The organism is Peribacillus sp. FSL E2-0218 (assembly GCF_037992945.1).
GTDB classification, from domain to species: domain Bacteria; phylum Bacillota; class Bacilli; order Bacillales; family DSM-1321; genus Peribacillus; species Peribacillus simplex_B.
The window spans coordinates 727,577-750,710 of the sequence record NZ_CP150304.1 but is presented as its reverse complement, the minus strand read 5'-3'; the positions used below and the strand labels follow the sequence as shown (position 1 = coordinate 750,710).

At 42.5% G+C, this 23,134-nt stretch carries 23 protein-coding genes; 12 read left to right on the top strand and 11 right to left on the bottom strand.

Annotated features, from left to right (window positions below; translation table 11 throughout):
- The first annotated feature begins 376 nt into the window (after positions 1-376).
- Complete coding sequence (locus MHI53_RS03580) at positions 377-1,294, top strand: hypothetical protein (RefSeq protein ID WP_340372777.1); 918 nt, start codon at positions 377-379, stop codon at positions 1,292-1,294.
- A 311-nt stretch (positions 1,295-1,605) separates the two neighbouring features.
- Here MHI53_RS03580 and MHI53_RS03575 read toward each other — a convergent pair whose 3' ends face one another.
- Complete coding sequence (locus MHI53_RS03575; protein ID WP_340372776.1) at positions 1,606-5,562, bottom strand: hypothetical protein; 3,957 nt, start codon at positions 5,560-5,562, stop codon at positions 1,606-1,608.
- A 236-nt stretch (positions 5,563-5,798) separates the two neighbouring features.
- The gene (locus MHI53_RS03570) at positions 5,799-6,995 is read right to left on the bottom strand and encodes an MFS transporter (RefSeq protein ID WP_340372775.1); all 1,197 of its coding nucleotides are present in this window, start codon (positions 6,993-6,995) and stop codon (positions 5,799-5,801) included.
- Between the two features lie 219 nt (positions 6,996-7,214).
- Between MHI53_RS03570 and MHI53_RS03565 the strand changes: the two genes are divergently transcribed.
- A complete protein-coding gene (locus MHI53_RS03565) occupies positions 7,215-7,388 on the top strand; it encodes a hypothetical protein (RefSeq protein ID WP_340372774.1) in 174 nt (57 codons plus the stop codon).
- 381 nt (positions 7,389-7,769) lie between these two features.
- Here the strand turns inward: MHI53_RS03565 and MHI53_RS03560 are convergent, their stop codons facing one another.
- Genes MHI53_RS03560 through MHI53_RS03550 form a run of 3 tightly spaced genes read right to left on the bottom strand, consistent with a single transcriptional unit; the run spans position 7,770 to position 9,429 of the window.
- Positions 7,770-8,564 carry a DUF4097 family beta strand repeat-containing protein gene (locus MHI53_RS03560; RefSeq protein ID WP_340372773.1) on the bottom strand — a complete coding sequence of 265 codons (795 nt, stop codon included), beginning with the start codon at positions 8,562-8,564 and terminating at the stop codon, positions 7,770-7,772.
- On the bottom strand, positions 8,561-9,112 hold the full coding sequence (locus MHI53_RS03555) for a DUF1700 domain-containing protein (protein WP_340372772.1): 552 nt from the start codon (positions 9,110-9,112) through the stop codon (positions 8,561-8,563). The genes MHI53_RS03560 and MHI53_RS03555 overlap by 4 nt, the downstream gene beginning before the upstream one ends.
- Positions 9,109-9,429: a PadR family transcriptional regulator gene (locus MHI53_RS03550; protein ID WP_061143535.1), complete on the bottom strand. Its 321-nt coding sequence runs from the start codon at positions 9,427-9,429 to the stop codon at positions 9,109-9,111. Before MHI53_RS03550 ends, MHI53_RS03555 begins: the two co-directional genes overlap by 4 nt.
- Before the next feature lie 231 nt (positions 9,430-9,660).
- Here MHI53_RS03550 and MHI53_RS03545 point away from each other — a divergent pair, with 231 nt between their 5' ends.
- Positions 9,661-10,719 (top strand): DUF2157 domain-containing protein, encoded by a 1,059-nt coding sequence (locus tag MHI53_RS03545; RefSeq protein WP_061143536.1) that lies wholly within the window; start codon positions 9,661-9,663, stop codon positions 10,717-10,719.
- Positions 10,712-11,248 carry a GDYXXLXY domain-containing protein gene (locus MHI53_RS03540; RefSeq protein ID WP_340372771.1) on the top strand — a complete coding sequence of 179 codons (537 nt, stop codon included), beginning with the start codon at positions 10,712-10,714 and terminating at the stop codon, positions 11,246-11,248. Before MHI53_RS03545 ends, MHI53_RS03540 begins: the two co-directional genes overlap by 8 nt.
- 64 nt (positions 11,249-11,312) lie before the next feature.
- On the opposite strand, the gene MHI53_RS03535 is transcribed toward MHI53_RS03540, so the two are convergent.
- The gene (locus MHI53_RS03535) at positions 11,313-11,792 is read right to left on the bottom strand and encodes a C40 family peptidase (protein WP_340372770.1); all 480 of its coding nucleotides are present in this window, start codon (positions 11,790-11,792) and stop codon (positions 11,313-11,315) included.
- 180 nt (positions 11,793-11,972) lie between these two features.
- Complete coding sequence (locus MHI53_RS03530; RefSeq protein WP_061143539.1) at positions 11,973-12,245, bottom strand: phage holin; 273 nt, start codon at positions 12,243-12,245, stop codon at positions 11,973-11,975.
- Between the two features lie 468 nt (positions 12,246-12,713).
- Here MHI53_RS03530 and MHI53_RS03525 point away from each other — a divergent pair, with 468 nt between their 5' ends.
- Entirely contained in the window at positions 12,714-12,944 is a 231-nt protein-coding gene (locus tag MHI53_RS03525) for a hypothetical protein (RefSeq protein WP_061143540.1), read from the top strand.
- Positions 12,945-13,064: 120 nt separating this feature from the next.
- Here the strand turns inward: MHI53_RS03525 and MHI53_RS03520 are convergent, their stop codons facing one another.
- Together MHI53_RS03520 and MHI53_RS03515 are read right to left on the bottom strand one after the other, a co-directional pair.
- The gene (locus tag MHI53_RS03520) at positions 13,065-14,243 is read right to left on the bottom strand and encodes an LL-diaminopimelate aminotransferase (protein WP_260320271.1); all 1,179 of its coding nucleotides are present in this window, start codon (positions 14,241-14,243) and stop codon (positions 13,065-13,067) included.
- A 67-nt stretch (positions 14,244-14,310) separates the two neighbouring features.
- Positions 14,311-15,204, bottom strand: a complete 894-nt coding sequence (locus tag MHI53_RS03515; protein ID WP_340372769.1) for a TIGR01777 family oxidoreductase — start codon at positions 15,202-15,204, stop codon at positions 14,311-14,313.
- A 220-nt stretch (positions 15,205-15,424) separates the two neighbouring features.
- Between MHI53_RS03515 and MHI53_RS03510 the strand changes: the two genes are divergently transcribed.
- The 5 genes from MHI53_RS03510 to MHI53_RS03490 all read left to right on the top strand — a co-directional run bounded on the left by MHI53_RS03510 (position 15,425) and on the right by MHI53_RS03490 (position 19,153).
- Positions 15,425-15,625 (top strand): hypothetical protein, encoded by a 201-nt coding sequence (locus tag MHI53_RS03510; RefSeq protein WP_061143542.1) that lies wholly within the window; start codon positions 15,425-15,427, stop codon positions 15,623-15,625.
- Between the two features lie 148 nt (positions 15,626-15,773).
- Positions 15,774-16,358: a YjgB family protein gene (locus tag MHI53_RS03505; protein ID WP_340372768.1), complete on the top strand. Its 585-nt coding sequence runs from the start codon at positions 15,774-15,776 to the stop codon at positions 16,356-16,358.
- 512 nt (positions 16,359-16,870) lie between these two features.
- On the top strand, positions 16,871-17,695 hold the full coding sequence (locus MHI53_RS03500) for an amino acid ABC transporter substrate-binding protein (protein ID WP_061143545.1): 825 nt from the start codon (positions 16,871-16,873) through the stop codon (positions 17,693-17,695).
- On the top strand, positions 17,679-18,383 hold the full coding sequence (locus MHI53_RS03495) for an amino acid ABC transporter permease (RefSeq protein ID WP_061143546.1): 705 nt from the start codon (positions 17,679-17,681) through the stop codon (positions 18,381-18,383). The genes MHI53_RS03500 and MHI53_RS03495 overlap by 17 nt, the downstream gene beginning before the upstream one ends.
- Before the next feature lie 29 nt (positions 18,384-18,412).
- Positions 18,413-19,153, top strand: coding sequence for an amino acid ABC transporter ATP-binding protein (locus MHI53_RS03490; protein ID WP_061143547.1), 741 nt, complete (start codon positions 18,413-18,415; stop codon positions 19,151-19,153).
- A 58-nt stretch (positions 19,154-19,211) separates the two neighbouring features.
- Here the strand turns inward: MHI53_RS03490 and MHI53_RS03485 are convergent, their stop codons facing one another.
- Positions 19,212-20,387, bottom strand: coding sequence for an MFS transporter (locus MHI53_RS03485; protein WP_340372767.1), 1,176 nt, complete (start codon positions 20,385-20,387; stop codon positions 19,212-19,214).
- A 237-nt stretch (positions 20,388-20,624) separates the two neighbouring features.
- Here MHI53_RS03485 and MHI53_RS03480 point away from each other — a divergent pair, with 237 nt between their 5' ends.
- Both MHI53_RS03480 and MHI53_RS03475 read left to right on the top strand, forming a co-directional pair.
- The gene (locus MHI53_RS03480; protein ID WP_340372766.1) at positions 20,625-21,335 is read left to right on the top strand and encodes a response regulator transcription factor; all 711 of its coding nucleotides are present in this window, start codon (positions 20,625-20,627) and stop codon (positions 21,333-21,335) included.
- Entirely contained in the window at positions 21,332-22,720 is a 1,389-nt protein-coding gene (locus tag MHI53_RS03475; RefSeq protein ID WP_340372765.1) for a HAMP domain-containing sensor histidine kinase, read from the top strand. The genes MHI53_RS03480 and MHI53_RS03475 overlap by 4 nt, the downstream gene beginning before the upstream one ends.
- A gap of 53 nt (positions 22,721-22,773) precedes the next feature.
- Here MHI53_RS03475 and MHI53_RS03470 read toward each other — a convergent pair whose 3' ends face one another.
- A complete protein-coding gene (locus MHI53_RS03470; RefSeq protein WP_061143551.1) occupies positions 22,774-23,133 on the bottom strand; it encodes a YxeA family protein in 360 nt (119 codons plus the stop codon).
- Position 23,134: the final 1 nt, after the last annotated feature.

Below are 23,134 nucleotides of genomic sequence, written 5' to 3'. Positions count from 1 at the left end.
GCCTTGATTTCTATGAATCCGAGGCTCTCCATGTCCTTCATTTCCGTTTTTGACAAAAGTAATCCCGCAAAACAAGCACTTACCCGTCCTATTTAATCCCCCCCCCGTCTTTTTACCCGATATATCCCGTTAAGATATCTGACTTTCTCCATCATACAAATAATAAAAAAAATTGTATTTATAATAAAACATTCATTTTTGTAATTTTCAGTTTTACCTCCTTTTCTTATCGAACGTCATGAACAAACAGGAAATATACGGATATTGCCATTCATCATCGCGATAATAATTTACAGTACTATCTTACAAACCCTTCCAATACGATGTAAGATAATGTTAAAGCAATCTATCCATGGATTTTAGAGGAGTGGACAAAATGACCTTTTTTTATGTCATCCTTGCGGCAATTTTTGCTGTGCTTCTGGTCAATTTCGTAAAACGGCAAGGTCGACCAGCAAAATTGGCACGCTATCAAAAAGAGTTCCGGCAGTTCCATAAGCGAACTTTGGATGTAGACGCATCCGAAATAGTGGCCGATGCATTACAGGAAAGGCTTAACAAGGCACTGGATGTTGCCTATATGGAGCTGGTCAATACCGAATACAGACTGAAGCATCCCCGGGATCCGCAGGAAAAGGTCAACCAAGCATGGCGTGAACTGAAGCGCTTTTTGATTATGGCCGCCGTATTTGGTAAGGTTGAAATGTTTAATTCGGACATCGATAAGCTTTGGCATATCATGCTGGACCATAAACAAGAGTATGATCAGTTTTGCCAAGCTTTCATCGGCATGGGCATTTTGCATCACCCCCACTTTCAGCCCGTTTTCAAGCCAGAGGAACGGACTCTTTTTGATTTTTTCTATGTACAGCTGTTTACGGTGGATTCCATTTCGATTTCAACATGGGGCAAGTTCTTCAAACACGATAAAGGGCAGTCGTTTCTTCGCGATTTTGAAACGATGGAGCTCGAGCAACTAAAAGCGAAATATATGCGAAAACCGACAAGTAAACAAGCGGAAATGACCTTTGAACATTTCACCTCCCAATTCAAAGTGAATCGCCCCCTGACAGAAAGGAATGGGCGGAAAATCTACAATCAGACGGACTACGCCGCTCCTGCCTATTTCACGTATGCCAGTACGGATGATTTCGATCACGATTTTAAAGACATTTTCGGGAATTCGGAAACTTCCTCCGCTCACTCCGGTCACAGCCGGGACCATGGTGGCAGCCATGACAGCCATTCCGATTCATCTTCCAGCTGCTCCTCATGCAGCTCCTGCTCGTCTTAAGCTCAAAAAGGTCCATTTTTAATTAATGTGTTGCAAGCGAATTTAGATCAATGGGAAGTGGAAATTTATGATTGGCAAGAGGAAATAAACAAAATGGAAGAAGATGAGAAGCGCGTTTGGCATCTTGCTTAGAATGATAGACCAAGTGAAACACCCCACGAATGCACACGCCGAGAAGGCTCACGGACGTCCTCTGGAAAGTTTATTGCCTGCAGTGGAAAGAAACGGACAAAGTACAAAACATCCAAAATATTGTCCAAAACAAAAAGGCTTGGAATACCAAAGCCTTTTTGTTTTGCCACTTTTCTTCATTAATTCCAGCGGTTGAACCAATTCTTGATTCTTTGTTTATTTTTTTCAAGCACTTCCTTCGATGTCCGGTTGTCTTTTTGCTTTTTCCATTCGAAGAAGGAGGCTATTCCGATAAGGAGGACTCCGCCAATGATCAAATACAACCACCATGGCATCTCGCTCCACATCGAAGTAGTATTGCTATAAATATTGAATAAAATGGTGCCCGTTCCGGCAATGAAATACGATTTGTATTTCATCATGAAGCCAATCAGCATCGCTGCCAATGATACCGTTCCGATAATGAGCGCATCATATAAGGTGTTGCTCGCCATCGCATCCAGAATCAAGTCTAAAAATAAGAGTAAGACAATCGCACTCTCGATATATTGTGTGGTTTTGCCTTTAACGAAAATTTTCCTCAGCAGGATGGTACTGATGATGAAGAGCGGCAAAATATCTGCCTCTTCTTCAAGGACGGCAGGTATCGTGAATTGGTTGATGATGACCCAATACGGATAAAGGCTGGACAATATCGCTGCAGCCAAAAGAACGTTCCTTTCCATGATTCCAGTCGTCATGCTTCTTATCAGGATGAAATAAATCGGAATTAGAATGGCTGCCATGATTTCCAAAATGAACCGTTCCCGTTCCCCCGTCAAAACATCCACATTCATGGCAAGGAGGAATAACAGGCCATAGATCCGATAAAAATCCAATTGAAATCCTGCTCCGTCTTTATTCAGCAAGCTCTTGAAATACTTCCGGCTAAGTATCACCATGAAAGCCGTACAAGCAAAAAGGACGGTTATCCCAACAAAGGGCTGTAACGAACCCGCATATTGGATGATGGACCAATATGGATACAAACCAAGAATGCCCGTCAGCCAAAAATGGATGAACCTTTCTCTTTTATCCCTTGTGAACCGTCCCATCAGGATGACATAGCCTGGCAGAAGGAGGGAAACAAAGATCCCCAATTCCTCAAACCCTTGTACTCTCCTGAAAACTTCAAGATTCATGGCACATAGATATAACAAGCCATAGATCCGATAATAATCAATCCAGCCACTCTCTCCATCTTGTTCGACCAAGCCTTTGAAATGGCGGATGCTGGCAAGCACCATCACAGCCGTACATACCAGCAGGAAGATGAGCGCCATAACAAGGGACAATGTGTGTACATACATATTATAGAAGATAAAGGCCAGGCTTAGAGGAATCACAACATAATTGTGCCAATTCCCTTTCATGAGCAGATACCAGCCAAGCAAGAATTGTACAGTCAGCAGACCAACCCAGCCCGCTTCCCAGGCAGGCGGAAAATCGCGGAGTGCGGTTTCCAAAACGGATAGGCCCATTGTCAAAAGAACGAACGGAATAAGGTAATACCCGATGATTTTTTTCCAGCCTTCATTGGATGCAGCCCACAGAATCGTTATGACCGCAACGGTTATCATCATGGATATTGATGCGATGAACACTAATTGCTCCACATTCTTCAAAAATAAATGAACCTGTAGGAAAAGGACGGAAAAACCTAGATACGTATACACGTATTTTTCCAACTTCCCTTGTGCGAGCAAAGCACTCAAAAGATACACCAATAGCTGAGTAACAAAGAGGATCGGCATGCTTTCCGTTTGGGTGATGAGAAAATAGCCAACGGGAATCGCAACTAAGTTGACCAGATGGCTCACGTATACGAAGTACAGTCTCCCATTTTTCGAATATTTCCCTAACACCTCCCCTATCAGCAAAAAGATAAACGGGCCGAACAATACGAATGCAACCTTCATCGCCACAGAATTAAAATCAAACACATCGTAAAGTGATGCATATAAGCCAGCACTTGTAAGCACGACAGGCACCCAGAATATATGTTGCCGATGTATTCGGACCGACCAACTATTTATTGCAACAGCCAGGGCAATCACTCCGCTTACCTCCAATGGCTGCAGCGCATCGAAAGGAATCCACAGAAAGGCAAGGAAGGAAAGAAACTGGCCGCTATAGTAAAAAACAGGGAAGAATTCACGGAATCTCTTTTTGAACGCGTAAGCGCAAGCGATGCAAATAAGTGAGACCGTCATTAAATAGAGGCTCACCGGGATATTTGTCCGGACCCAAGCGCCACTTTCCAGCAAATATGGATAGGAAGAAACGAAAGCCAGAATGAGTGTGCTTGGAAATCCGTAAATGGCATTTTCCTTCATATGCTTGGTATCGTCTTTTATATATGTGATGAAAAAAAGTCCAGCTATCGCGGCCAAGAATAGGCTGACGGCAAGCCAATCCATTTCGCTGAATTTAATCGTAAGTGCCACTAGCATGATCATGGAAGTGATATGCACGATGCTCCCTTTGAACAGACTGTATCTTGGATGATGATTATATAAATAAAGTCCGAGATATAGCATGACCTGAAGGGCAAAAACCAGATTTAAAACGGTAGAAAAAGAGATAGGTAAGGCATAGAAAAGATATACACAAGCAAAATTGAATACCACGACAGTAGGATAGGTGAAGCGTGACTCCCTCGATCGAAGGGATACATAGGCAAGCTGTGCTGCAACGATCATGAGCGCGATGAACAGTTGCGCATAATTTTCCTGGTAGGCCATCGCGTTTAGATACAAGAAAACTATTGCACTTTCAATCAGGCTGGTGAACATGAAGGTTCTTGAAAGCTTTGTCAGCTCCCCTTTATCCAGATATTTCGCCAAAACGGTAAAAATGAGTGGTACAAGTGCCAGTGCAATCAACTTGTATTCACTTAAAAATGAGTTAAAAATAAAGTGGATATATCCGTATGTGAATAAAGCGCTAAAAGCCATTTCATGATATTTCTTTTGAAATTGGATGGCAAGTAAGAAAAACGTTGCGGAAAAGACAATCAACGCTAACGAATATGTAAGGCTGCTTGCGAATAACGTCAAAATCACGAATGCTTCCACAATGACCTTAAACTGAATGAATTGAAATATATAGGGTTTGAATAACGTTAAATATTCTTCATCATTTAATCTTCCGACATTCAATAATAGAATGAAATTAAAAATGCCAATCGCCAAAAACATCCAGTCAAGGGTGGGCGTTACAAAAGCTACACCGAAGTAGCAGGTAATCCCAAAGGTAAATAGGGAAATGAAAATGAATATTTTCGATTTAAAATAATCCGCAATCTTAACATATACCGCCAAACAGAGTAACCCGCCAAGAAACCCGAGCAATCCAGCTCCCCCGCCATGAAGGGAAAGGTACTCTCCAAAGATTCGATAATATGAAGCTGATAAAATGGTAATCGGAATGAATAGACTCGCCAGCGTCAGGAATGCAAAAGCCGTCTGTTCAATTTTCAGCTTTGAAGCAATGAAGGCCATTCCCGCAAAAATGACGGCTACCATTCCGATGAAGAAAACTTTCAGGAGCGCATTTAAATCTCCCCATGACGAAGTTGCCAATATCATTCCGCCTAAAAGAAGCAATATCACCCCTGTGAGCAGGACGATCGAAATATTCCGCTCCCTGATTTGTTCACTAGTTTTTTTCGGTTTTATCGGTTTAACAAACTCGCTTTCCAGCTTTATGTCTGGAGTATTCTCCCGTTTCAGGCCATCTTCGGAAGCGGAACTCATTTGCACCGCCTCGTGCTTCTCTTCGTGCAATAATGATTCGGACGATGCAACGGCTTCATTTAATTCCGATGAAGCCTTTTCTTCCGGCAGGCTTTCCTGAACTTCCTCGATCGGATCAGCATCCAATATCTTTTCTGTTCCTTCCAGCGATTGTTCACGCTCCTGCTTGAACTGTTTTTGTTTATAAAGTGCCAGCTGGTAATATCTGTCGTAAGCCCTGCCAATCCGGATATATTCTGATTTAGGAATGAGCCGCCTTTCCCACAAAGCATCCAGCTCTTCCTGGAAAATGCGCTTCCTTTTTTCCAATGTCATCTCTTCGCTAGAAGAATCATTCATTCCAAGATTCCCCCTCCTTCACTAAGACCTTTAATCATCCTATGTATATGCTCCTTACGATAATAACAAACTTTTTCCATTTTTTAAATATTCAGGATGATGCCGGTTAAAACGAACAGATAAAAAAAAAGGATGACTCCACTAGAAGTCATCCTTTTTTGAAAGGTGGCGACTTGGCCGCTCCTTTCCACTAAAAGCACTCGCTTATCAAGGGGCGAACCAAGAGCCCCCAGTTCTTACAGGGAGCTCAGCTTATTCTCACTTTTGATAATCAATAAATAAACGATCATGGAAATGAAAATCGAAAATGCTGCTGTAATATAGATACTCCTATATCCAAAAAGATAGCCTATTTGCCCGAACAAGATGGCGCCCATGCCCACTCCAAGGTCAAAAAAGGAAAAGTACGTGGCATTTGCCATCGCCTTCCGGTTAGGTGGCGTTTTTTCAATCGACCATGCCTGAAGCGCCGGCTGAACCGAACCGAACCCAAATCCATAAAGCACTGCCGCTAGGTAAAGGACCGCTTCACCAGGCATCCATGCCAACAGCAGCATCCCAGCCATGATGAGCACTGTCGAAGGTATGAAGATGGCTCGATGTCCCCTTCTGTCATATAAACGGCCCGAGAATAATCTTGTTACCATCAGGGCCGTTGCATACACCAAAAAGTACCACTGGATTCCATCTACGCCTTTTTCCGCTGTATAAAGCGGGAGGAAGGTGGCAATTCCACCAAAAGTGACGGATATGAAAAAAATGAGCAACGATGGATGGATGGCACTTTTTTCATAAACATCGAACCTTTTGGCCACCGCTGCCGTTGATGGATCTCTTTCCACTTTTTGATATCGAATAAGTGACGCTGTAACGATGGCAAGTAAACCGAGTACTGAACAGATCAGGAACAACTCTTGAAATGGTAAAACCGCGGCGAGGAAAAGCCCCAAGGATGGACCGAAGGCCAATGCTAAGTTTCCCGATAAACCGTAATAACCCATCGCTTCACCGCGTCGTTTCGCAGGGATTATATCAGAAGCGATCGTCCCTGAGGCCGTTGAAGAAAATCCCCACCCTACACCCTGTATAATCCGCATCATGAATAATAAACCTATGCTCCCCATGAAGCCGAAGGAACCCACCGACAAAGCAAAAATGGCTAAACCAACAAGAAAAACGATGCGCCTTCCCTTCGTTTCCAATAACCTTCCTGCGATTGGCCGAACTAGCAGGGCGGAAAAAGTAAAAATGCCAAGCACAGCCCCTACAAGGCGATCATCCCCGCCAAGCTGCTCAACAAACAGCGGCAGCGTAGGCATCGTCATTTGAAACCCCATGAAAATGCAAAGGTTTGCTAAACAGATCATGATAAAGTCCCGTGTCCAGATCTTGTCAGCACCCCGTACCCGTTCATCGACTAAAGTTTCCTTCATCCCTTCACCTTCTAAGTATAATTGTCTTTGCCAGTTTACTAAAAATGGTTGCAAGAAGCCAACGATTTATTTCGTGTACCTAAATATATATAAAGAAAACCCCAATATGACAATAAGCATCGATTTGCCCCGTCAAGTGGAGGAAATTAACGGATGATTATGCAATGGCCTTAAAACTATTTTATAATGTAAGCAAAAAACCTTTAGGGGAGAGTGCCTATGAAGCTCCTATTGAACATGATCCTGGGTTTAGGCGTAAGTGCAGGTTTATTCCTTCTCTTACTATTCGGCTTAGATGAGGATTCAGGACCGTTCATCATAATAGCCCTATTGATTGTGGGTATCACAGGAATGCAAGTCACGATCTATCATATTATGAAAAAATTAAAGTAGGGGAAGATCGGATTGTATCAGCCATTGCCCCCTTACCCTCCTCTAGTACATTCTCCCTTCCATGGTAGATTGACAAGCGGAAAAACGGCGAGCATCTCTGTCATGATCTGAATTTCCCTGTTTCTCTCTTAGTTGATTTACAGATGAGAAAGGATTGTTCCCCAGCTGGAATCGAATTCTCCGCAGGTGCCGCCCTTGCTGTTGCCTATTTTCCGGTCGCCGATGCAGTTCCCGTCATCCCCGGCACCTTGTTTCAGCAAATAGTGGCTTCCGTATTTGGTTCATCCTTAAACCTGTATTACCATAATTCAAAATCTGGAAATATAAACAGGCCCCATAGGGAAAAAGCCGACTTCTTTTGGCCGGCTTTTTCATTGATTGCTATTTCGTTATTTCGATTTTCCCATTATTCGTTTCCAATTTCACCAGGTTTTCACCCTTGCCAATGACAGTACTGCCCTCATACTTGCCAAGAATATCGATTTTACCATTGTCGACCGAGACATCGAAAGTCGTATTTGTCGGTTCATTTTCCGTTTGAATCATGATTTTACCGTTATCGCTTTCGAGATCGATCTTCCTATCCAAGTCTTTTGTAATCAGCATGATTTTGCCATTATTCGAGGATCCAACCAGTTCACCTTCAACATGATCGAGCTCCACCGCTCCATTCGAAGAATTCACTTCAACTTTTTTCGCAAGTATCTCATTTAATTCGATTCGGCCATTTTCCGATTTCACTTTCACATATTCACTTTTCATATCCGATATTTTCACTTTACCATTGTCGGATTTGATTGCTAAGGATTTATACGCTCTCTCGGGCACATAAACCTTTAGATGTAGAGATTGAATATGGAAACCAAAGCTAAAGGTAAGCTGATTTTTCAATTTCACGGTTAGCTTCTTACCATCCACATCTGCAGTGAAATCCAGTTTGGAGTTCTCCACCCCTTTTGAAACCAGCTCTACCTTGGTTTCCTGACCCTTCGTCCGGATGATCTCGACGGTGGCATTGTCAGCAGAGATGTTTATGTTCGTCACGACATCCGAAATCGTCTTTACCTCTGTCGTCGCACTCTGATTCGTCACTTGGGAAAACGTAAACGCACTCCCTATTGCTCCAATCAAAAACAAAACAAGAGCTATGACCGATAACTTTTTAACATTGATCATTTTTTCAAACCACCTTTCACAAGGGATGCGTTAAATTTCAAATAACGAATGAACCCCTTCGTCAGGGCTCTCGTAGCGACAAACATCCCCATGGCCATGAAAATCCCAAGCCCGCATAATGCCAATGAGAAGAACAAATCAAATAATTGAAAGCTGCTCACTATAAGGTTAAGCAATGCGGCGGCCGGAGCAAGAATGAATGCTATCGCCGATGCCCAGCCTGCAAGGACGACTCCAACCAGTGCTATGAAAGGACCCAATACGATGACGAGATTGAAAAAGCCCAAGCCAATGACGGCCCAAACCGCCCTCATGACATTACCGGCAGAAGTGGTTTGTTCGACTTGGCCAAGATGATAGGTGGCCAGCAGTTCCTTGGCAATCTGTTTAGGATTCCCGAGCGATGCGGAAATTTCCTGATCTGTCTTTCCTTGCTCCATCCCTATTGTGAAATATTCTTCGTAGTCCTGCAGGATATCCTGCCGCTCCTCTAATGAAAGCCTTGTTAAAGAGTCATTCAACTGTTTTAAAAACTGTTCTTTATTCATTGGCTCACACCTTCCTTGATTAATTGATTGACTCCATTGGAAAATTCATTCCATTCCGTCAGCAACTCTTGAAGGTAATCCCGGCCTTTGTCCGTAAGCTTATAATACTTACGCGGAGGGCCTTCCGTCGATTCTTGCAAATAAGTCGTGAAATATTCTTCCTTCGTCAACCGTCTTAAAAGCGGATATACGGACCCTTCCGATATCTCGATCTGATCTGAAATCTTCTGTACGAGCTCATAGCCGTAACGGTCCTGCTTATCTAATAAAACGAGAACACACAGCTCGAGGACACCCTTCTTAAATTGTACATTCATGGACCCATCACTCCTCATTTAGGAATCTTAAGGTATAGTTCAATAAACAGTACTGATCATCAAACAATACATCTTATGCAAATAATTTACCACACGGTATTGTTTATTGCAAGGTACTAAAAAAAATTAGTTATATTCCTTTCATTGAGGGTAGAAGGAAAATAACAACATCTATTCGAGGGTGGGAGAGAATACATTGTATAATAGTAAAATGTGGAAGGGGGAATTATTTTGGGTCATAAAGAAATAACGAAAAAGCAATTCGATTTTTTAAAAAATGAGTTCAATTACCTTGAAGAGGGAGGAATCATCTCCGAGCAAGAAAAAGAGAAGATGTTAGATTCCTATGCCGTGAAAGGGAATATGAGCTTCGTCACCATTCTCTTGTCCATCGGGGCATTGCTGTTAGGTTTGGGCGTTTTGACCTTCGTAGCCAGTAACTGGATCTATCTAGATAAAGTCGTGAAATTCCTGCTTATCATTGCGTGCTTGATTGGAGTGAACGTTGCTGGTGTAAAGTGGCAGCTGCGCTATCCCAAAACAGCAAGAAGCCTGCATTATGTCGGTATCTTAATATTCGGGGCTGGGATCTTCCTAATTGAACAAATGTTCAACATTGTCATCAATTTCAATAGTTCCTTCCTATTGTGGGCCATCGGAACGGTATTCATTTGCTACTACTTAAAGGATGTTTTCATCCTCCTTTTTACTTCGTTCCTGCTGTTCATTTATATCAATGGAAGTATATTCCTTGATGAAACATCTTATCCGTTAGCCATCATTGTGTTTTTACCGGCTTTATACATCCTATTGAAAAAATTCAATTACCCTAAGTATCCTGCCTTTTTCATTAATGCATTAGCCATCAATACCATCGCCCTATTTCTAATGGAATTCGTGCCGAAGCTTGATTTGGAAAACTCGAATACGATCGTCCTTTCCATCCTGTTTGTGCTCGGAATCCTGCTGGCTTTCATCCCGGTTACACCTGGATTACGAAACGTCATTCACATCCAAGGGCACATCTTACATGGCATTACGGCACTATTCCTTACCTTTGAGTTTTCGATTTGGTTCCCTTTAGCTTATTTTGTTTTCCTGCTATATCTGATTCTAAAAGGCAGTTTGACCAGCATCGTGATTATATGTGCATTGATCTTCAGATATTATCTCGATTCCTTTGACTTTTTGCCAAAATCGCTTACATTCATCATCGGCGGCATCATGCTTATCGGGTTTGGCTTTTTCTTTGAAAATCAACGAAAAAAAGGAGGCCATCTCCATGAATAATTCAGCATTCCAACCATTCATCGTTTTTTCCATACCGGTCTTGATTCTATTGATTTTGGCATTTCCTCCGTTCTTGACAACAATGACGGGAGAAGAAATCAAAATCAAAACGGCCCCCGTCGATCCGACAGACTTGTTTAGGGGCAGCTATGTAGCCCTCGAATATGACATTGAAACGGTCCAGCCTTCCCAACTTGCCGATTCGATCAAATCCGAGTTCAAAGCAAGGAATATGGGAGATTATAAAAAGGTCTATGTACGCTTGAAACAAGACGGCAGCGGACTATATGAAGTCGATTCCGTAACGAAAAAGAAACCAAGCAAAGGAATGTACCTAAAAGGGGAATTGCAAATTCCTTATGAATTGAAAAAGGCAACAAGCATCCAGATTAAATACGGCCTGGACAATTATTTCGCATCAGAGGAAAAAGCAAAGCAAATGGAGTCGCGTGCATTGACTAGTCCTTCGATGGCGGTAATAAAAGTTCGCAATGGCAATGTTGTCTTAACCGATATTATCATTGAATGAATAGAAAAAGGAGCATCGAAAATTCGAGGCTCCTTTTCCTTATGGTGCTTCAAACGTTACATAGTCACTTAATGACCCGTTTTGCGCCGATATATTTTTCCTTCCAATACTTATCTATCATTTTCACTTCCTTGACTCCTTTGGATGTGGCCCCGATAAATGTGCCATTTCCATAATAGATTCCCACAAAACTAACCTGCCCTTTCTTACCTGTGGCATAAAACACCAAATCTCCTGTTTTTAAATCTTTTTGTTGTATGACTTTGCCCGTTTTATATTGATCGACGCTAGTTCTCGGAATCTTCAATTCTGTCGCGGCATTTTTATATACATACTGGGTCAGACCACTCGCATCGAACCCTTTTGGTGTCGTCCCTCCATATTTATAAGAGCTTCCCACATGCTTCTTTGCCAACGCGGCAACTTCATCACCATAATTGATGGACGCTGAAGCATTGGCAGGACTTAATACGAATGCCCCCAATAAAGCCACAAGTAAAACGATGGCCCCGAGCCATTTTGAAACTGGTAAACGATAACTCATTCTTTTTCCTCCCCAAACTGAAAATGAACCACGATTTTAAATGTATGTTGCCTTTTTCGTTTTCATGTCAAAAACATCCACAATTCGTTTCCAGCATCTTAAAACACAAAAACCAGATAACTACCGTGTGTAACCTGAACGGTGTTATCTGGTTCCTTCTATATCTTCAATGGAGTACCATTATTTAGGTTCATCATAACTTCGAGCATTCTCGCTATCACTTAGCCCTTTAGTGGTATGATCGATCACACCGCCGACCCCAAAGAATGTAATGGCTATAAAGTTGATGATGCCCAAAGCCCCGCTCAATGCATCATCACTAATGGTAAAGCCGATTGGGTGAATGAAATTGTTTATGAACGCCGCAACCATCTGTACCAATAACAAAAGCCCAGGAAGGAGAACCGTGAATATAAACGTTGGATTCTTAAGGCGCACTTTCCAGTTGATCATTGCCATGCCCCCCTATCTATCATATTAAGCCCGTTTCATTAAGCATCCGGACTTGCTATATAGTATGCGGCTTGTCCTTTTTCCGTTCGGGAAATGCATCATATAATCTATCGCTCTAATCTCTTTCAAATTCCCTCTCTCTTAATCCCCCAAGTAGGGTTGGAAAACGCTAGAACCTTCATGAAAACAAGGAAGGAAACGCCATTTCCCACAGTTTTGCTGAATGGGACTCCGACCGTTCCAATGCACTGCACTCTATATTAATAATCGGATGCGGCCTCTTTTGTCTACAGATTCCCCCATTTCAATAAGTAAGTAACAGCTTCAAGCCCTTGATACTCTATATAAGGCATTTTATACTTTCCTAATGTAAATAAGCTTGGACATTTATGAGGCGCTCAATAACAAAATGTAAATTAAAGGAACTTCCATGGAAGTCATCCGTATGTAATAGAGGAGGTGAAACATATGAAGAAGTATCTTTTCTTTACAATTAGTTTCCTATTGTTATTCACGATATTACAAGTGATATCCGGACTGATTCTAACTGCTGCATATACTCCTGATTTTTCAGGGGCAACTCCTATCGCCGGTTCTCCCGGTATGGTTTCACAGCCGCAATTGCCTGTCATGATAATGTCTGCGCTCTCAGCTGTAATGGCCTATTTCATTTCGAATCGAGTGATGAAAAGTAAGTGACTATTAGCAACAAAAAAAGAACGTTCAATCGTTGATTGACGTTCTTTCTTTATCAATGTACTAGTGAGCGATCGCCAGCACACCGGTCGATGATACTCATAAGCTTATCCAATATGTTCCCTACAATCGATTTTTCTCCAGGAACAGTCCTATCCGTTCTGCCGCTTCTTTCAATCGCTCGGGTGGCTGGACCAAAGCCATTCGCACATAACCCTCGCCCTGTTTCCCAAAAGCATCTCCTGGGACAACGGTAACTCCTGCCTTTTCAATCAAGGCATAGGCAAAATCGCGAGACTTCCACCCTGCTGGAATCCGGGCCCAAATGAACATGGTGGCGGATGTTTTCGGCACATGCCACCCAGCTTTTGCAAGACCTGCTATCAAGGCATCCCGACGTCTTTCATATTCCCGAGCCTGATCGGATAGCAATGAAAAGTTGGAAGTAAGCGCCTTTGCGGCAGCTTTTTGGATAGGATAAAAAACTCCATAATCAATATGTGATTTCAATGTTCCCAATATGTTCAACGCATCGCTATTGCCGACTACGTATCCAATGCGGCAGCCGGCCATATTAAATGTTTTCGAAAGTGAATTGAATTCAATTCCCACTTCTCTGGCACCTGGGATCGACATGAAGCTAATTTGGGGATGATCATCAAAAATCAATTCGGAATAGGCAAAATCATGAACCACCAGTATATCGTTCTTTTTCGCAAACGCGATCACTTCTGCGAAAAAGCTTTCATCAGCCAGGGCTGTGACTGGATTTCCGGGATAACTAATGATCATCATCTTTGCTTTTTTCACTATTTCCTCAGAGATTTCGTTAAGCTGCGGCAGGAATTCATTCTCTGCTGTAAGCGGCATCGGATGTATGATTCCACCGGCAAGCTTTACACTAGCTTCGTAAATGGGATATCCCGGATCCGGCACAAGCACATAATCTCCCGGATTTATCATCGCCATTGCCAAGTGTGCCAGGCCATCCTGGGATCCCATCAGTTGAAGGACTTCCTTCTCTTCATCCAGTTCCACTCCGTAACGGGCTTGATAAAAATATCGCACAGCCTCCTGGAATTCGGGCGTTCCCGTTAACGTATATCCGTAGGAATTAATATCCTGGGCATACTTGACAAGCGTATCCATGACAAAATCAGGCGGTGGTAGATCAGGACTTCCTACACTCAAATCGATAACATCCACTCCTCGTTTCATCGCTTCCTGCTTGCGCCCGGAAAGCTCTGTGAATATTCCTGTTTTGAATTTTCGGACTTTTTCAGATGGAAGCATGCTGACCATGCGCTTCCCCTCCATTCATGATCTTTTTCCTATCATTATAGCAATCTTTTTACAGGATTTTATAATTTTATATAGCTTTAGACAGAATCTGTTCGAGCGCCTCATCCAGATGATTGAATGTAAAGGCATAACCTTCCTTTATCAATCTTTCAGGCTTGACCCAGCGGCTTTTCAAGATCAATTCCGTTTCGGTCCCCATGAAGAAGGCGCCCATAGTAAGCAATGGTTCGGGGCAAGGCATGCCCATCTTTTTATTCATCGCCTGTCTCAGCTGTGCCATCAGCTCACGATTAGTGACTGGGTTAGGCGCGGAACAATTGAACACTCCCTCAAGCCCCTCATTCTGTTTTAGAAAAAGGACAATGTTGAACAAATCTTCTATATGTATCCAACTGAATTTTTGGTTCCCTGATCCTTGGCGGCCACCCAGACCGAATTTGACTAGATTCCTATAAGGAGTCATTACGCCGCCATTACCCAAAACAATGGCTATCCGCAAAGCAATTTGTCTCGTTTCCGGTAATTGGAAACGAAAGAATGAACGCTCCCATGCCTTCGCTACATCGACGGAGAATCCTGAACCGATTTCTCCATTCCCTTCTGTCATGGGTTTATCCTCTGCATGCCTGTATATCGTCGCCGTACTGGAGTTTATCCATAATGAAGGAGGATTTCCGCATTGCTCAACTGCCAGTCCGAGCACTTCTGTCGTGTCCGTGCGGGATTCCAAAATTTCTTTTCTATTCTTCTCATTGTAGCGGCAATTGACCGTTTTACCGGCGAGATTGATCAGCATTTCCGAATTATCGATGGCTTCCCTTATTCCTTTTCTATCATCCCAGCCAATATGGGGTGTTTGCCGGGAAATGATGACGACTTCATATCCAAGGTTCCTGAAATGTTGTTCAAAGTATTGTCCGACAAAACCAGTCCCGCCTGCTAAAACCACTTTCTTCAGCATATAACCAACCCGCTTTCTTCATATGAGATAATCGTTCATCCGGTGATTGTGAATTAATTCACAAATATTATATCATCTCATTACATTAAATGGTAGAAGATTTTCGATATCACAATCTGGAACAAACGCCTTAAATCAGTGTCATGGGCTGTTGGATATTCATGTTAAAATGAGGCTTGAATTAACAAGAAAGGAAGTTTTACAGGAATGGAGGGAGATAATGAAAAGACTTTGTACTCATTGCCATGCTGATATGATAGAGGATTGCCAAGTGAATGTTCAAGGCGGCATGAATGGACTCAAGATCATTAAAAAGTTGGGACTTTTCAGGAGTGTATCTGCAAAGCCTAAAGCATCTGTATGCCCCATTTGCGGTTATGTAGCTTTATATATAGAAGATTTCAGCGAATTTAACAAGTAGTGTTGGCAAGCAGCTAAAGCATTCGGGCAAAGCTGTTGGAATGCTGACTTTTCTACGGTGCGCAGTACCTTAACTGGGCGATTAATGGCCGAAAAAATGTTTCATGACTAGGAATTGGTGGAAAAGTATCATATAGGAGGGATAAGAAATGTTATCTAAAAAACCAGCAACCAGAATGCTTAGTGCCGCTATTCTGACCGGTTCCCTTTTAGGTGCAGGTGCATCCTTTTCGACTGAACCGGTTCAAGCCGCATCCACGGTGGAGGACTCCTCCAGCTTAGCGAAGACACACGCTATCACCACTTTACATGAAATCTACAATAAGGCCTTTTCAGGCGAAATGCCTTATACTGCCACAGGCTTAAAAATTAAGGAAAATACCCAAAAAGACGTATACAATACATTCGGATCTCCCCCAGAACCTGGCAATGACGATGGGACTTTTGACTTTTATCATCCAGAAATGGGACACCCTGGATTCTCCTTCACTTATGGCGAAGATAAGACCATTTCCCAAATCAGATATTTGGGGACAAATGTAGAACGCGATCATAACTTAGGAAGCATCACCCCTAAAGTATTGGGTGAACAACTTGGCAGTGCCGATCAAATCCGTCATATTTCAAGCACGGATGAAATCAACTACATCTACAAGACAGGTGATTATGAACTACAATTCATAGTTGGTGAAGATCAAACTGTCAATCATGTCAATTTACTGGAAGCTAAATGATTTTTGATGAGTGCAAAGGAATAATCGTTGCAAGCTGCCGGAGCTCGGCAGCCTTTTTTCTTGGAAAATGAAAATTTATCCACGAAACAGAAGCTTTTATCTGTGAATTTGGCGATTTTTCTGCGAATTCGACGCATTTTTTTACGAATTTGGCGATTTTTCTGCGAAACCGACGCATTTTTCCGCGAGTTTGGCGATTTATCGATTTTTGGACAAAACAAGGATCAGGCAAGCAGGTCCGCCACAGTGTAAAAATATCGTGCAATAGTTTTAAGTTGATACGATTCTTTGGCGCACTGCGTTAGGTAAACCAGGTATTTTTTCCCTTCATAATGGAAACTAAACGGATTTTCACGCATTGAAACGAATTCGGTTCAATGCGTGAAAATCCGTATAATTCATCAAGATTCATTCACACTAATGATATAAGTTATTTTCATTGACTTTTTTCCTTTTCTTGTATAGTATCACAGAGTATCAATCCCTATCAGATTACTAGGAGGTCTACCGAAATGAAAAAAATGGTTGCACTTTTATCGCTATTGTTAGCTTTCACGGTTGTACTTAGCGCTTGTGGTTCAAATACAAAAAACGAGGCAAACAATACCGACAATAAATCTTCTTCACAAGAAAATCTATACGATAAAGTTAAAAAAGATGGCGTATTAACAGTCGGAACTGAAGGTACATATCCTCCTTTCACATTCCACGATGATTCGGACAAATTAACGGGCTTCGACGTTGAAATTGCTGAAGAAGTGGCAAAACGCCTTGGAGTGAAAGCTGAATTCAAGGAAACGCAATGGGACGGCCTGTTTGCAGGGTTGGATGCGAAACGTTTTGATATGATTGCAAACCAAGTGGGCATTAATGAAGGCCGCCAAAAGAAATATGATTTCTCGGATGCCTATATTCAATCAGGTGCCGTACTGCTTGTTCACAAGGATAATAAAGATATTAAATCGTTCCATGACTTAAAAGGTAAAACTTCGGCACAATCCTTAACGAGCAACTACAATGATCTGGCTGAATCCCATGGAGCTAAAGTTACCGGCATCGAAGGGTTCTCCCAAAGTGTTCAGCTTATTGGTTCCAAACGGGTGGATGCCACGATCAATGACAAATTGTCGTTCCTTGATTATAAAAAGCAGCACCCGGATGCGCCAATTAAAGTGGCCGATGAGGAAGAAAACGGAGCTGCAAGTGGTTTAATGTTCAGAAAAGACAGCGGCAAATTAGTGGATGAAGTAAACAAAGCATTAAAAGCGATGAAAGACGACGGCACGTACGCTAAGATTTCAGATAAATGGTTCGGTGAAGATGTTTCTCCTAAGTAATATTTTCAACGACCCTGAGCGTATGAACCAGCTTGTTTCCATCGCGCAAACCTCCCTCTATCCGATGATAGAGGGAGCTATTAAAAATACAATTCCACTAACTTTGATTACATTCGTTCTTGGTCTTATTCTCGCAGTTCTTACTGCGTTGGCTCGATTATCTTCAATTAAAATATTTCAAATAATTGCACGAGTATATGTGTCAATCATCCGTGGGACACCATTACTTGTGCAATTATTCATTATCTTTTATGGGCTGCCGAACCTAGGCGTCACCATCAGCCCTTTTATATCGGCTATCATCGGATTCTCACTAAGCGTTGGAGCATACGCTTCGGAAATTATCCGTGCATCGATTTTATCGATACCAAAAGGGCAATGGGAGGCAGGCTATTCAATTGGAATGACATATACCCAAGCTTTGAAACGTATCATCTTGCCGCAAGCGGCTCGTGTATCCATTCCCCCGCTTTCAAATACGTTCATCAGCCTTTTAAAGGATACATCGCTCGCATCACTGATCCTTGTTACGGAATTATTCCGCAAAGCACAAGAGATCGCTGCAAAAAACTATGAATTTCTATTACTCTACATCGAAGCCGCTGCCCTATATTGGATTTTGTGTACGATTTTATCTTTCATACAAGGAAGTATCGAGGACAAGCTTAATCGCTATGTAGCAAAATGAGAACCACAGCAGTCAAAGGAGATTTTAACATGATCAACATTAAGAATCTTCATAAATCGTTTGGTGACCTTGATGTATTAAGGGGCATCGATTTGGAAGTGGAGCAAGGGAAAGTCATCGTACTGATCGGACCTTCTGGTTCAGGTAAAACAACCTTTCTTCGGTGTTTGAATCTCCTTGAGGTGCCTACGGACGGGACGATTGAGATCGATCAAACGGTGATGGACTTCAATAAGCCGGTCAAGAAAAAATCGATTACCTCTTTCCGCAGTTTGACAGGGATGGTATTCCAAAGCTATAATCTCTTCCCCCACAAAACGGCCCTGGAAAATGTAATGGAAGGTCCGATCATTGTGAAGAATATAGCGAAACATCAAGCGAAAGAAACGGCGACGGCTCTGCTGACAAAGGTTGGATTAGGTGAAAAAATCGATTTTTACCCTTTTCAATTGTCCGGCGGACAGCAGCAGCGTGTCGGCATCGCAAGGGCCCTGGCCATGGAGCCGAAGGTCATGCTGTTCGACGAACCCACCTCGGCCCTGGATCCTGAATTAGTCGGAGACGTGCTGAAGGTAATGAAAGACTTGGCAAAAGAAGAAGGCATGACAATGATCGTCGTCACTCATGAAATGCGTTTCGCTCGTGAGGTCGCCGACGAGGTCATCTTCATGGATGAAGGAAAAATAATGGAACGGGGAACACCCGACCAAATTTTCACCAATCCGAAAGAAGCGCGCACACGTAAATTTCTCAATCTGATTCAAGGATGACCTGGTGCATTCTTTTCGCAAAAAATCCCCCATTCTAGAGATGGGGGATTTTTGTGCTTCAACAATTATAAGGAGCTTCGATTCGATTAGCGCGGGCTTGATAATTCTGAAAAAGAATCAATGCAAAAACGGAAAGGATCGCGCCCGATAAAAATGGCAAGCCATTTGAAATGGAAAATAACCAACCGCCTATAGGAGGACCGGCAATCCTTCCGAAGGAATCGAAGGAAGAAAGCAGTCCGGTGATACTGCCATGTCCCGTATTAGACCTTTTCGTCAGCAGTGCCGAAATCGCCGGTCTGATGAACCCATTTCCCATACCGAAAAACGTAAGGAAGATCGCCGATGTCCAGAAGCCGGAAGAAAACAGAATGAGGGCGAATCCTACTGCGGAGATGATGAGCCCCAACTGGATGACCACACCTTCCCCGTATTTCTTGCTCAGCCTGCCCACCAGGCCACCTTGGACAATCGCACTGCCAAATCCCATGATCATGAAGATGTATCCTAATTGCACAAGGCTGATATCAGCCTTTTTTGCCGCAAAATAAGCAAAAGTCGTTTCAAGTCCTGCCATCGAAAGCGTGACAATCATTTGTAGGATGAACAGGTAACTAAGAGGGCCTTTAAAGCCACTCCATCTGGACTGTTTACTTTTAAATCGAGGGGCTCTCTTTTCGACTGGAAGTGATTCCTTCAATAGGAACATCACGAGCAGCAAGGTAATCATAGAGGAAATCCCCGCTATGTAAAAGGGTACATTCAAGCTTGTTTTGGAGAATATTCCGCCAATCGCCGGTCCAAAGATGAAGCCTAGCCCAGTGGCTGCCCCGATGATTCCCATCCCCTTTCCCCTCTCTTCCGGCTTCGTGATATCAGCTACATATGCAATGGCCGTCGGCATGTTTGCCGAGGATAAAACGCCGCCAACAATCCGGGCTACGAATAATCCCCATAAAGAATCTGCTAGAGCCATGATGAAAAACGAAACGGCCAATCCAGCAATGCCGATGGCCATGACTGGCTTACGTCCCACCCTGTCGGAGATGCGCCCCCATATCGGTGCAAAAAACAGTTGCATGAACGAATACACTGCCATTAACAGCCCCAACTCCGTAGGACTGCCGCCAACCTTTTCTGCCAAAAAAGGTATGACAGGAATGATGATTCCAAATCCGACCATCACCAAAAACATCACCAAAAAAAGGACGGGTAACACTTTTTTCGTTTCCATTATTCTTTTCTCCTTTATTTTTTCCTCCAACCATACTACTTAGCATGAACCGCCCAGCCATTCTTTAAACAGCCCATCATACAAACTTTACCAAGCATTAGGAACCTTCATGCCAAATGCTGCTTCCTAAACAGCAGGCATACAATGCCTCGGAGTAAAAAACACTGCAGATACCTTTGATACAGTCTGCTTGTGCACTATACTGGAGGGTAAGAGCGATGTTAAGGAGGCAAAACGATGTCTAATGAACAATGGATTTTAATTATTGACGATGAACAAGATTTGGCACATCTCATGGAGACCGTTTTACATAAAGAAGGCATGGCTAATATTGTGACGGCAGGGACGCTTGCAGACGGATGGGCTCGATTCCAAGAGCTTGATCCCGCTCTCGTCTTACTCGATATCATGCTGCCTGATGGCGAAGGCTATGATTTATGCAGGCGTATTCGTGAAGTTTCCAATGTACCCATTTTATTTTTGTCGGCAAAGGATGAGGAAATCGACAAGCTTTTAGGGTTGGCGATTGGCGGCGATGATTACATTACCAAGCCATTCAGTCCGAAGGAGGTTGCCTACCGGGTGAAGGCGCAGCTGAGACGAGCTGGTTTTTCAGAGGAAAAACACGTCCCGAAAAATTTGCTGATTGGTCCGTTTGAGCTTAGTGCAAATGAAACCGAATTGAAGAAGGATGGCAAGCCCATTCAGCTCACCGCAAAAGAAATCGGATTGATGAGCTGTTTCATGCATCATCCGAATCAGATTTTAAGCAAGGAAACTTTGTTTGAACATGTATGGGGCGATGAATTTTTTGGCTCGGATAATACCGTGATGGTCCATATTCGCCGCTTACGCGAAAAAATCGAGGCAGATCCTTCAAAGCCAGCTTTTATCCTAACCGTAAAGGGACTTGGGTATAAATTGCAAACCAAGGGCAAACAAAGATGAAGTGGAAATTGACAGGCCGCTTTTTAGGATCCGTTGTGACGATCGTAGTGATCGTGGGGATTGTGAATACCATTTTGCTTATATGTTTACTTTTTGTTCATATAGACACGGAAGAGGAATCTGCGGAGAACTTTAGCAGGCAATTTTCACAATATGTAGACCTCAAAGATAATAAACCAAAGGTAAATGAAGAAGGACGAGAAAGTCTGAGGAATAATAACGCATGGATACAATTTTTGAATGATAAGGGGCAGCAAGTTGCAGCCTATTACACCCCTCAGCAATTGAAAACCGTATATACTCCTGCTGAAATCGTCCAAATGTATAAGTACAAGGAAGTTGATTCTGAGACGACTGTTTTTGTCGGTGAAGCCCACAATTTCAGCTATTTTATCGGAGTTAAAGATCGAGGAATAGGCCGGTATGTATTGTCCTATAATTATGATAGCCTTTTAAAGTACATCAACATCATCCTTTTACTATTTCTATCCGTCGATATCATGATTGCATTAGTCATTGGTTTCTTATTTGGAAAAAAGTTAACGAGTCCGCTCCACATTTTAATAGAAGGAATACAGCAGCTTCGGGATAGGCGCTTTAAAAAGATGAGCATACCAAAGGGCGTTTATGAAGATGTATTTCGCAATATGAATGAACTATCGGTAAAGTTAGATCAGTATGAAAAAGAACGCAATCAACTCGACAACATGCGTGAAGAATGGATTAGCAACATTTCACATGACATGAAGACACCACTATCTTCCATCCTTGGGTATACGGAATTGATGAGGGAAAGCGCCGTGGATTTAACGCCGCAAGAATTGGATGAGTATATAGCCATTATTAATAGACAGTCCATATATATGAAGGATTTGTTAGATGATCTCAATTTAACGATGCGTTTGCGAAATCAACGACTACCTATACAATTTGAAGAAATTGATATCGTTGGATTCATACGCGAAATGACGATCGAATTGTTAAATGATTCATCATTTGGGGATCGACAGATTGAATTCGAGGCAAATGTCGATAAAGCAATCCATCAAGTGGATAAAAAATTACTGAAACGGGCAATTTTCAATCTAATCTACAATGCGCTCGTACATAATGATGAAAATGTCGTCGTGAAAATCCAAATTGATGCCATTCATCAACAATCAGATACTCATACCCAAATTACCATTGCCGATAATGGCAGCGGCATTCCCGCCAAAGATTTGGCACAAATTTTTGAACGCTACTATCGAGGTACGAGTACCGCCAACACACACGGAACAGGCTTGGGGATGGCCATTGCAAGGGATATTATACACGCTCATAAAGGTAAGCTGGACTTGACTAGCATTGAAAATAAGGGAACGACCATTACGATACTTTTATAAATATTTTTATTACAGAGAAGGGCTGTCCACAACTTACGGACAGCCCTTCTTTCCTATTTAAGCTTTTCTTGGGCCTTCTTTGGGATTTCCTCGAATGTCACTTCATCATAGGAAGATACTTGATCTTCATCCTTCACGTATACCTTCAAATAGGCATCTTTCCGCAGATTTTTTTGTGCCGTGAATTCAAGCGTCTCCGTTTCACCATCAGCATTTGTGGCCTCCAGTTTATATGAATAAGAAGTCATCACCGAACCATCGTCAAGTTTGTGTTCATGCTGTGTTCCATCCTCCGTAATTTGCAAATAATAATTATCGGCATTCATGCGGTTAAAGTCTAGTTTAGTAAGAGCGAAGACTCCTGCCGCTCCCAGTATAAACAAAATTCCAACTATCATAAGAAATTTCTTCATC

Coding starts and splice junctions, on each gene's coding strand:
- MHI53_RS03510 (WP_061143542.1), top strand. CDS start 15,425: ATGAAAAGACTTTGTACTCATTGCCATGCTGATATGATAGAGGATTGC.
- MHI53_RS03520 (WP_260320271.1), bottom strand. CDS start 14,243: ATGGTCAGCATGCTTCCATCTGAAAAAGTCCGAAAATTCAAAACAGGA.
- MHI53_RS03515 (WP_340372769.1), bottom strand. CDS start 15,204: ATGCTGAAGAAAGTGGTTTTAGCAGGCGGGACTGGTTTTGTCGGACAA.
- MHI53_RS03565 (WP_340372774.1), top strand. CDS start 7,215: ATGAAGCTCCTATTGAACATGATCCTGGGTTTAGGCGTAAGTGCAGGT.
- MHI53_RS03495 (WP_061143546.1), top strand. CDS start 17,679: ATGTTTCTCCTAAGTAATATTTTCAACGACCCTGAGCGTATGAACCAG.
- MHI53_RS03560 (WP_340372773.1), bottom strand. CDS start 8,564: ATGATCAATGTTAAAAAGTTATCGGTCATAGCTCTTGTTTTGTTTTTG.
- MHI53_RS03535 (WP_340372770.1), bottom strand. CDS start 11,792: ATGAGTTATCGTTTACCAGTTTCAAAATGGCTCGGGGCCATCGTTTTA.
- MHI53_RS03490 (WP_061143547.1), top strand. CDS start 18,413: ATGATCAACATTAAGAATCTTCATAAATCGTTTGGTGACCTTGATGTA.
- MHI53_RS03525 (WP_061143540.1), top strand. CDS start 12,714: ATGAAGAAGTATCTTTTCTTTACAATTAGTTTCCTATTGTTATTCACG.
- MHI53_RS03470 (WP_061143551.1), bottom strand. CDS start 23,133: ATGAAGAAATTTCTTATGATAGTTGGAATTTTGTTTATACTGGGAGCG.
- MHI53_RS03475 (WP_340372765.1), top strand. CDS start 21,332: ATGAAGTGGAAATTGACAGGCCGCTTTTTAGGATCCGTTGTGACGATC.
- MHI53_RS03530 (WP_061143539.1), bottom strand. CDS start 12,245: ATGATCAACTGGAAAGTGCGCCTTAAGAATCCAACGTTTATATTCACG.
- MHI53_RS03575 (WP_340372776.1), bottom strand. CDS start 5,562: ATGAATGATTCTTCTAGCGAAGAGATGACATTGGAAAAAAGGAAGCGC.
- MHI53_RS03555 (WP_340372772.1), bottom strand. CDS start 9,112: ATGAATAAAGAACAGTTTTTAAAACAGTTGAATGACTCTTTAACAAGG.
- MHI53_RS03480 (WP_340372766.1), top strand. CDS start 20,625: ATGTCTAATGAACAATGGATTTTAATTATTGACGATGAACAAGATTTG.
- MHI53_RS03580 (WP_340372777.1), top strand. CDS start 377: ATGACCTTTTTTTATGTCATCCTTGCGGCAATTTTTGCTGTGCTTCTG.
- MHI53_RS03500 (WP_061143545.1), top strand. CDS start 16,871: ATGAAAAAAATGGTTGCACTTTTATCGCTATTGTTAGCTTTCACGGTT.
- MHI53_RS03505 (WP_340372768.1), top strand. CDS start 15,774: ATGTTATCTAAAAAACCAGCAACCAGAATGCTTAGTGCCGCTATTCTG.
- MHI53_RS03540 (WP_340372771.1), top strand. CDS start 10,712: ATGAATAATTCAGCATTCCAACCATTCATCGTTTTTTCCATACCGGTC.
- MHI53_RS03485 (WP_340372767.1), bottom strand. CDS start 20,387: ATGGAAACGAAAAAAGTGTTACCCGTCCTTTTTTTGGTGATGTTTTTG.
- MHI53_RS03570 (WP_340372775.1), bottom strand. CDS start 6,995: ATGAAGGAAACTTTAGTCGATGAACGGGTACGGGGTGCTGACAAGATC.
- MHI53_RS03550 (WP_061143535.1), bottom strand. CDS start 9,429: ATGAATGTACAATTTAAGAAGGGTGTCCTCGAGCTGTGTGTTCTCGTT.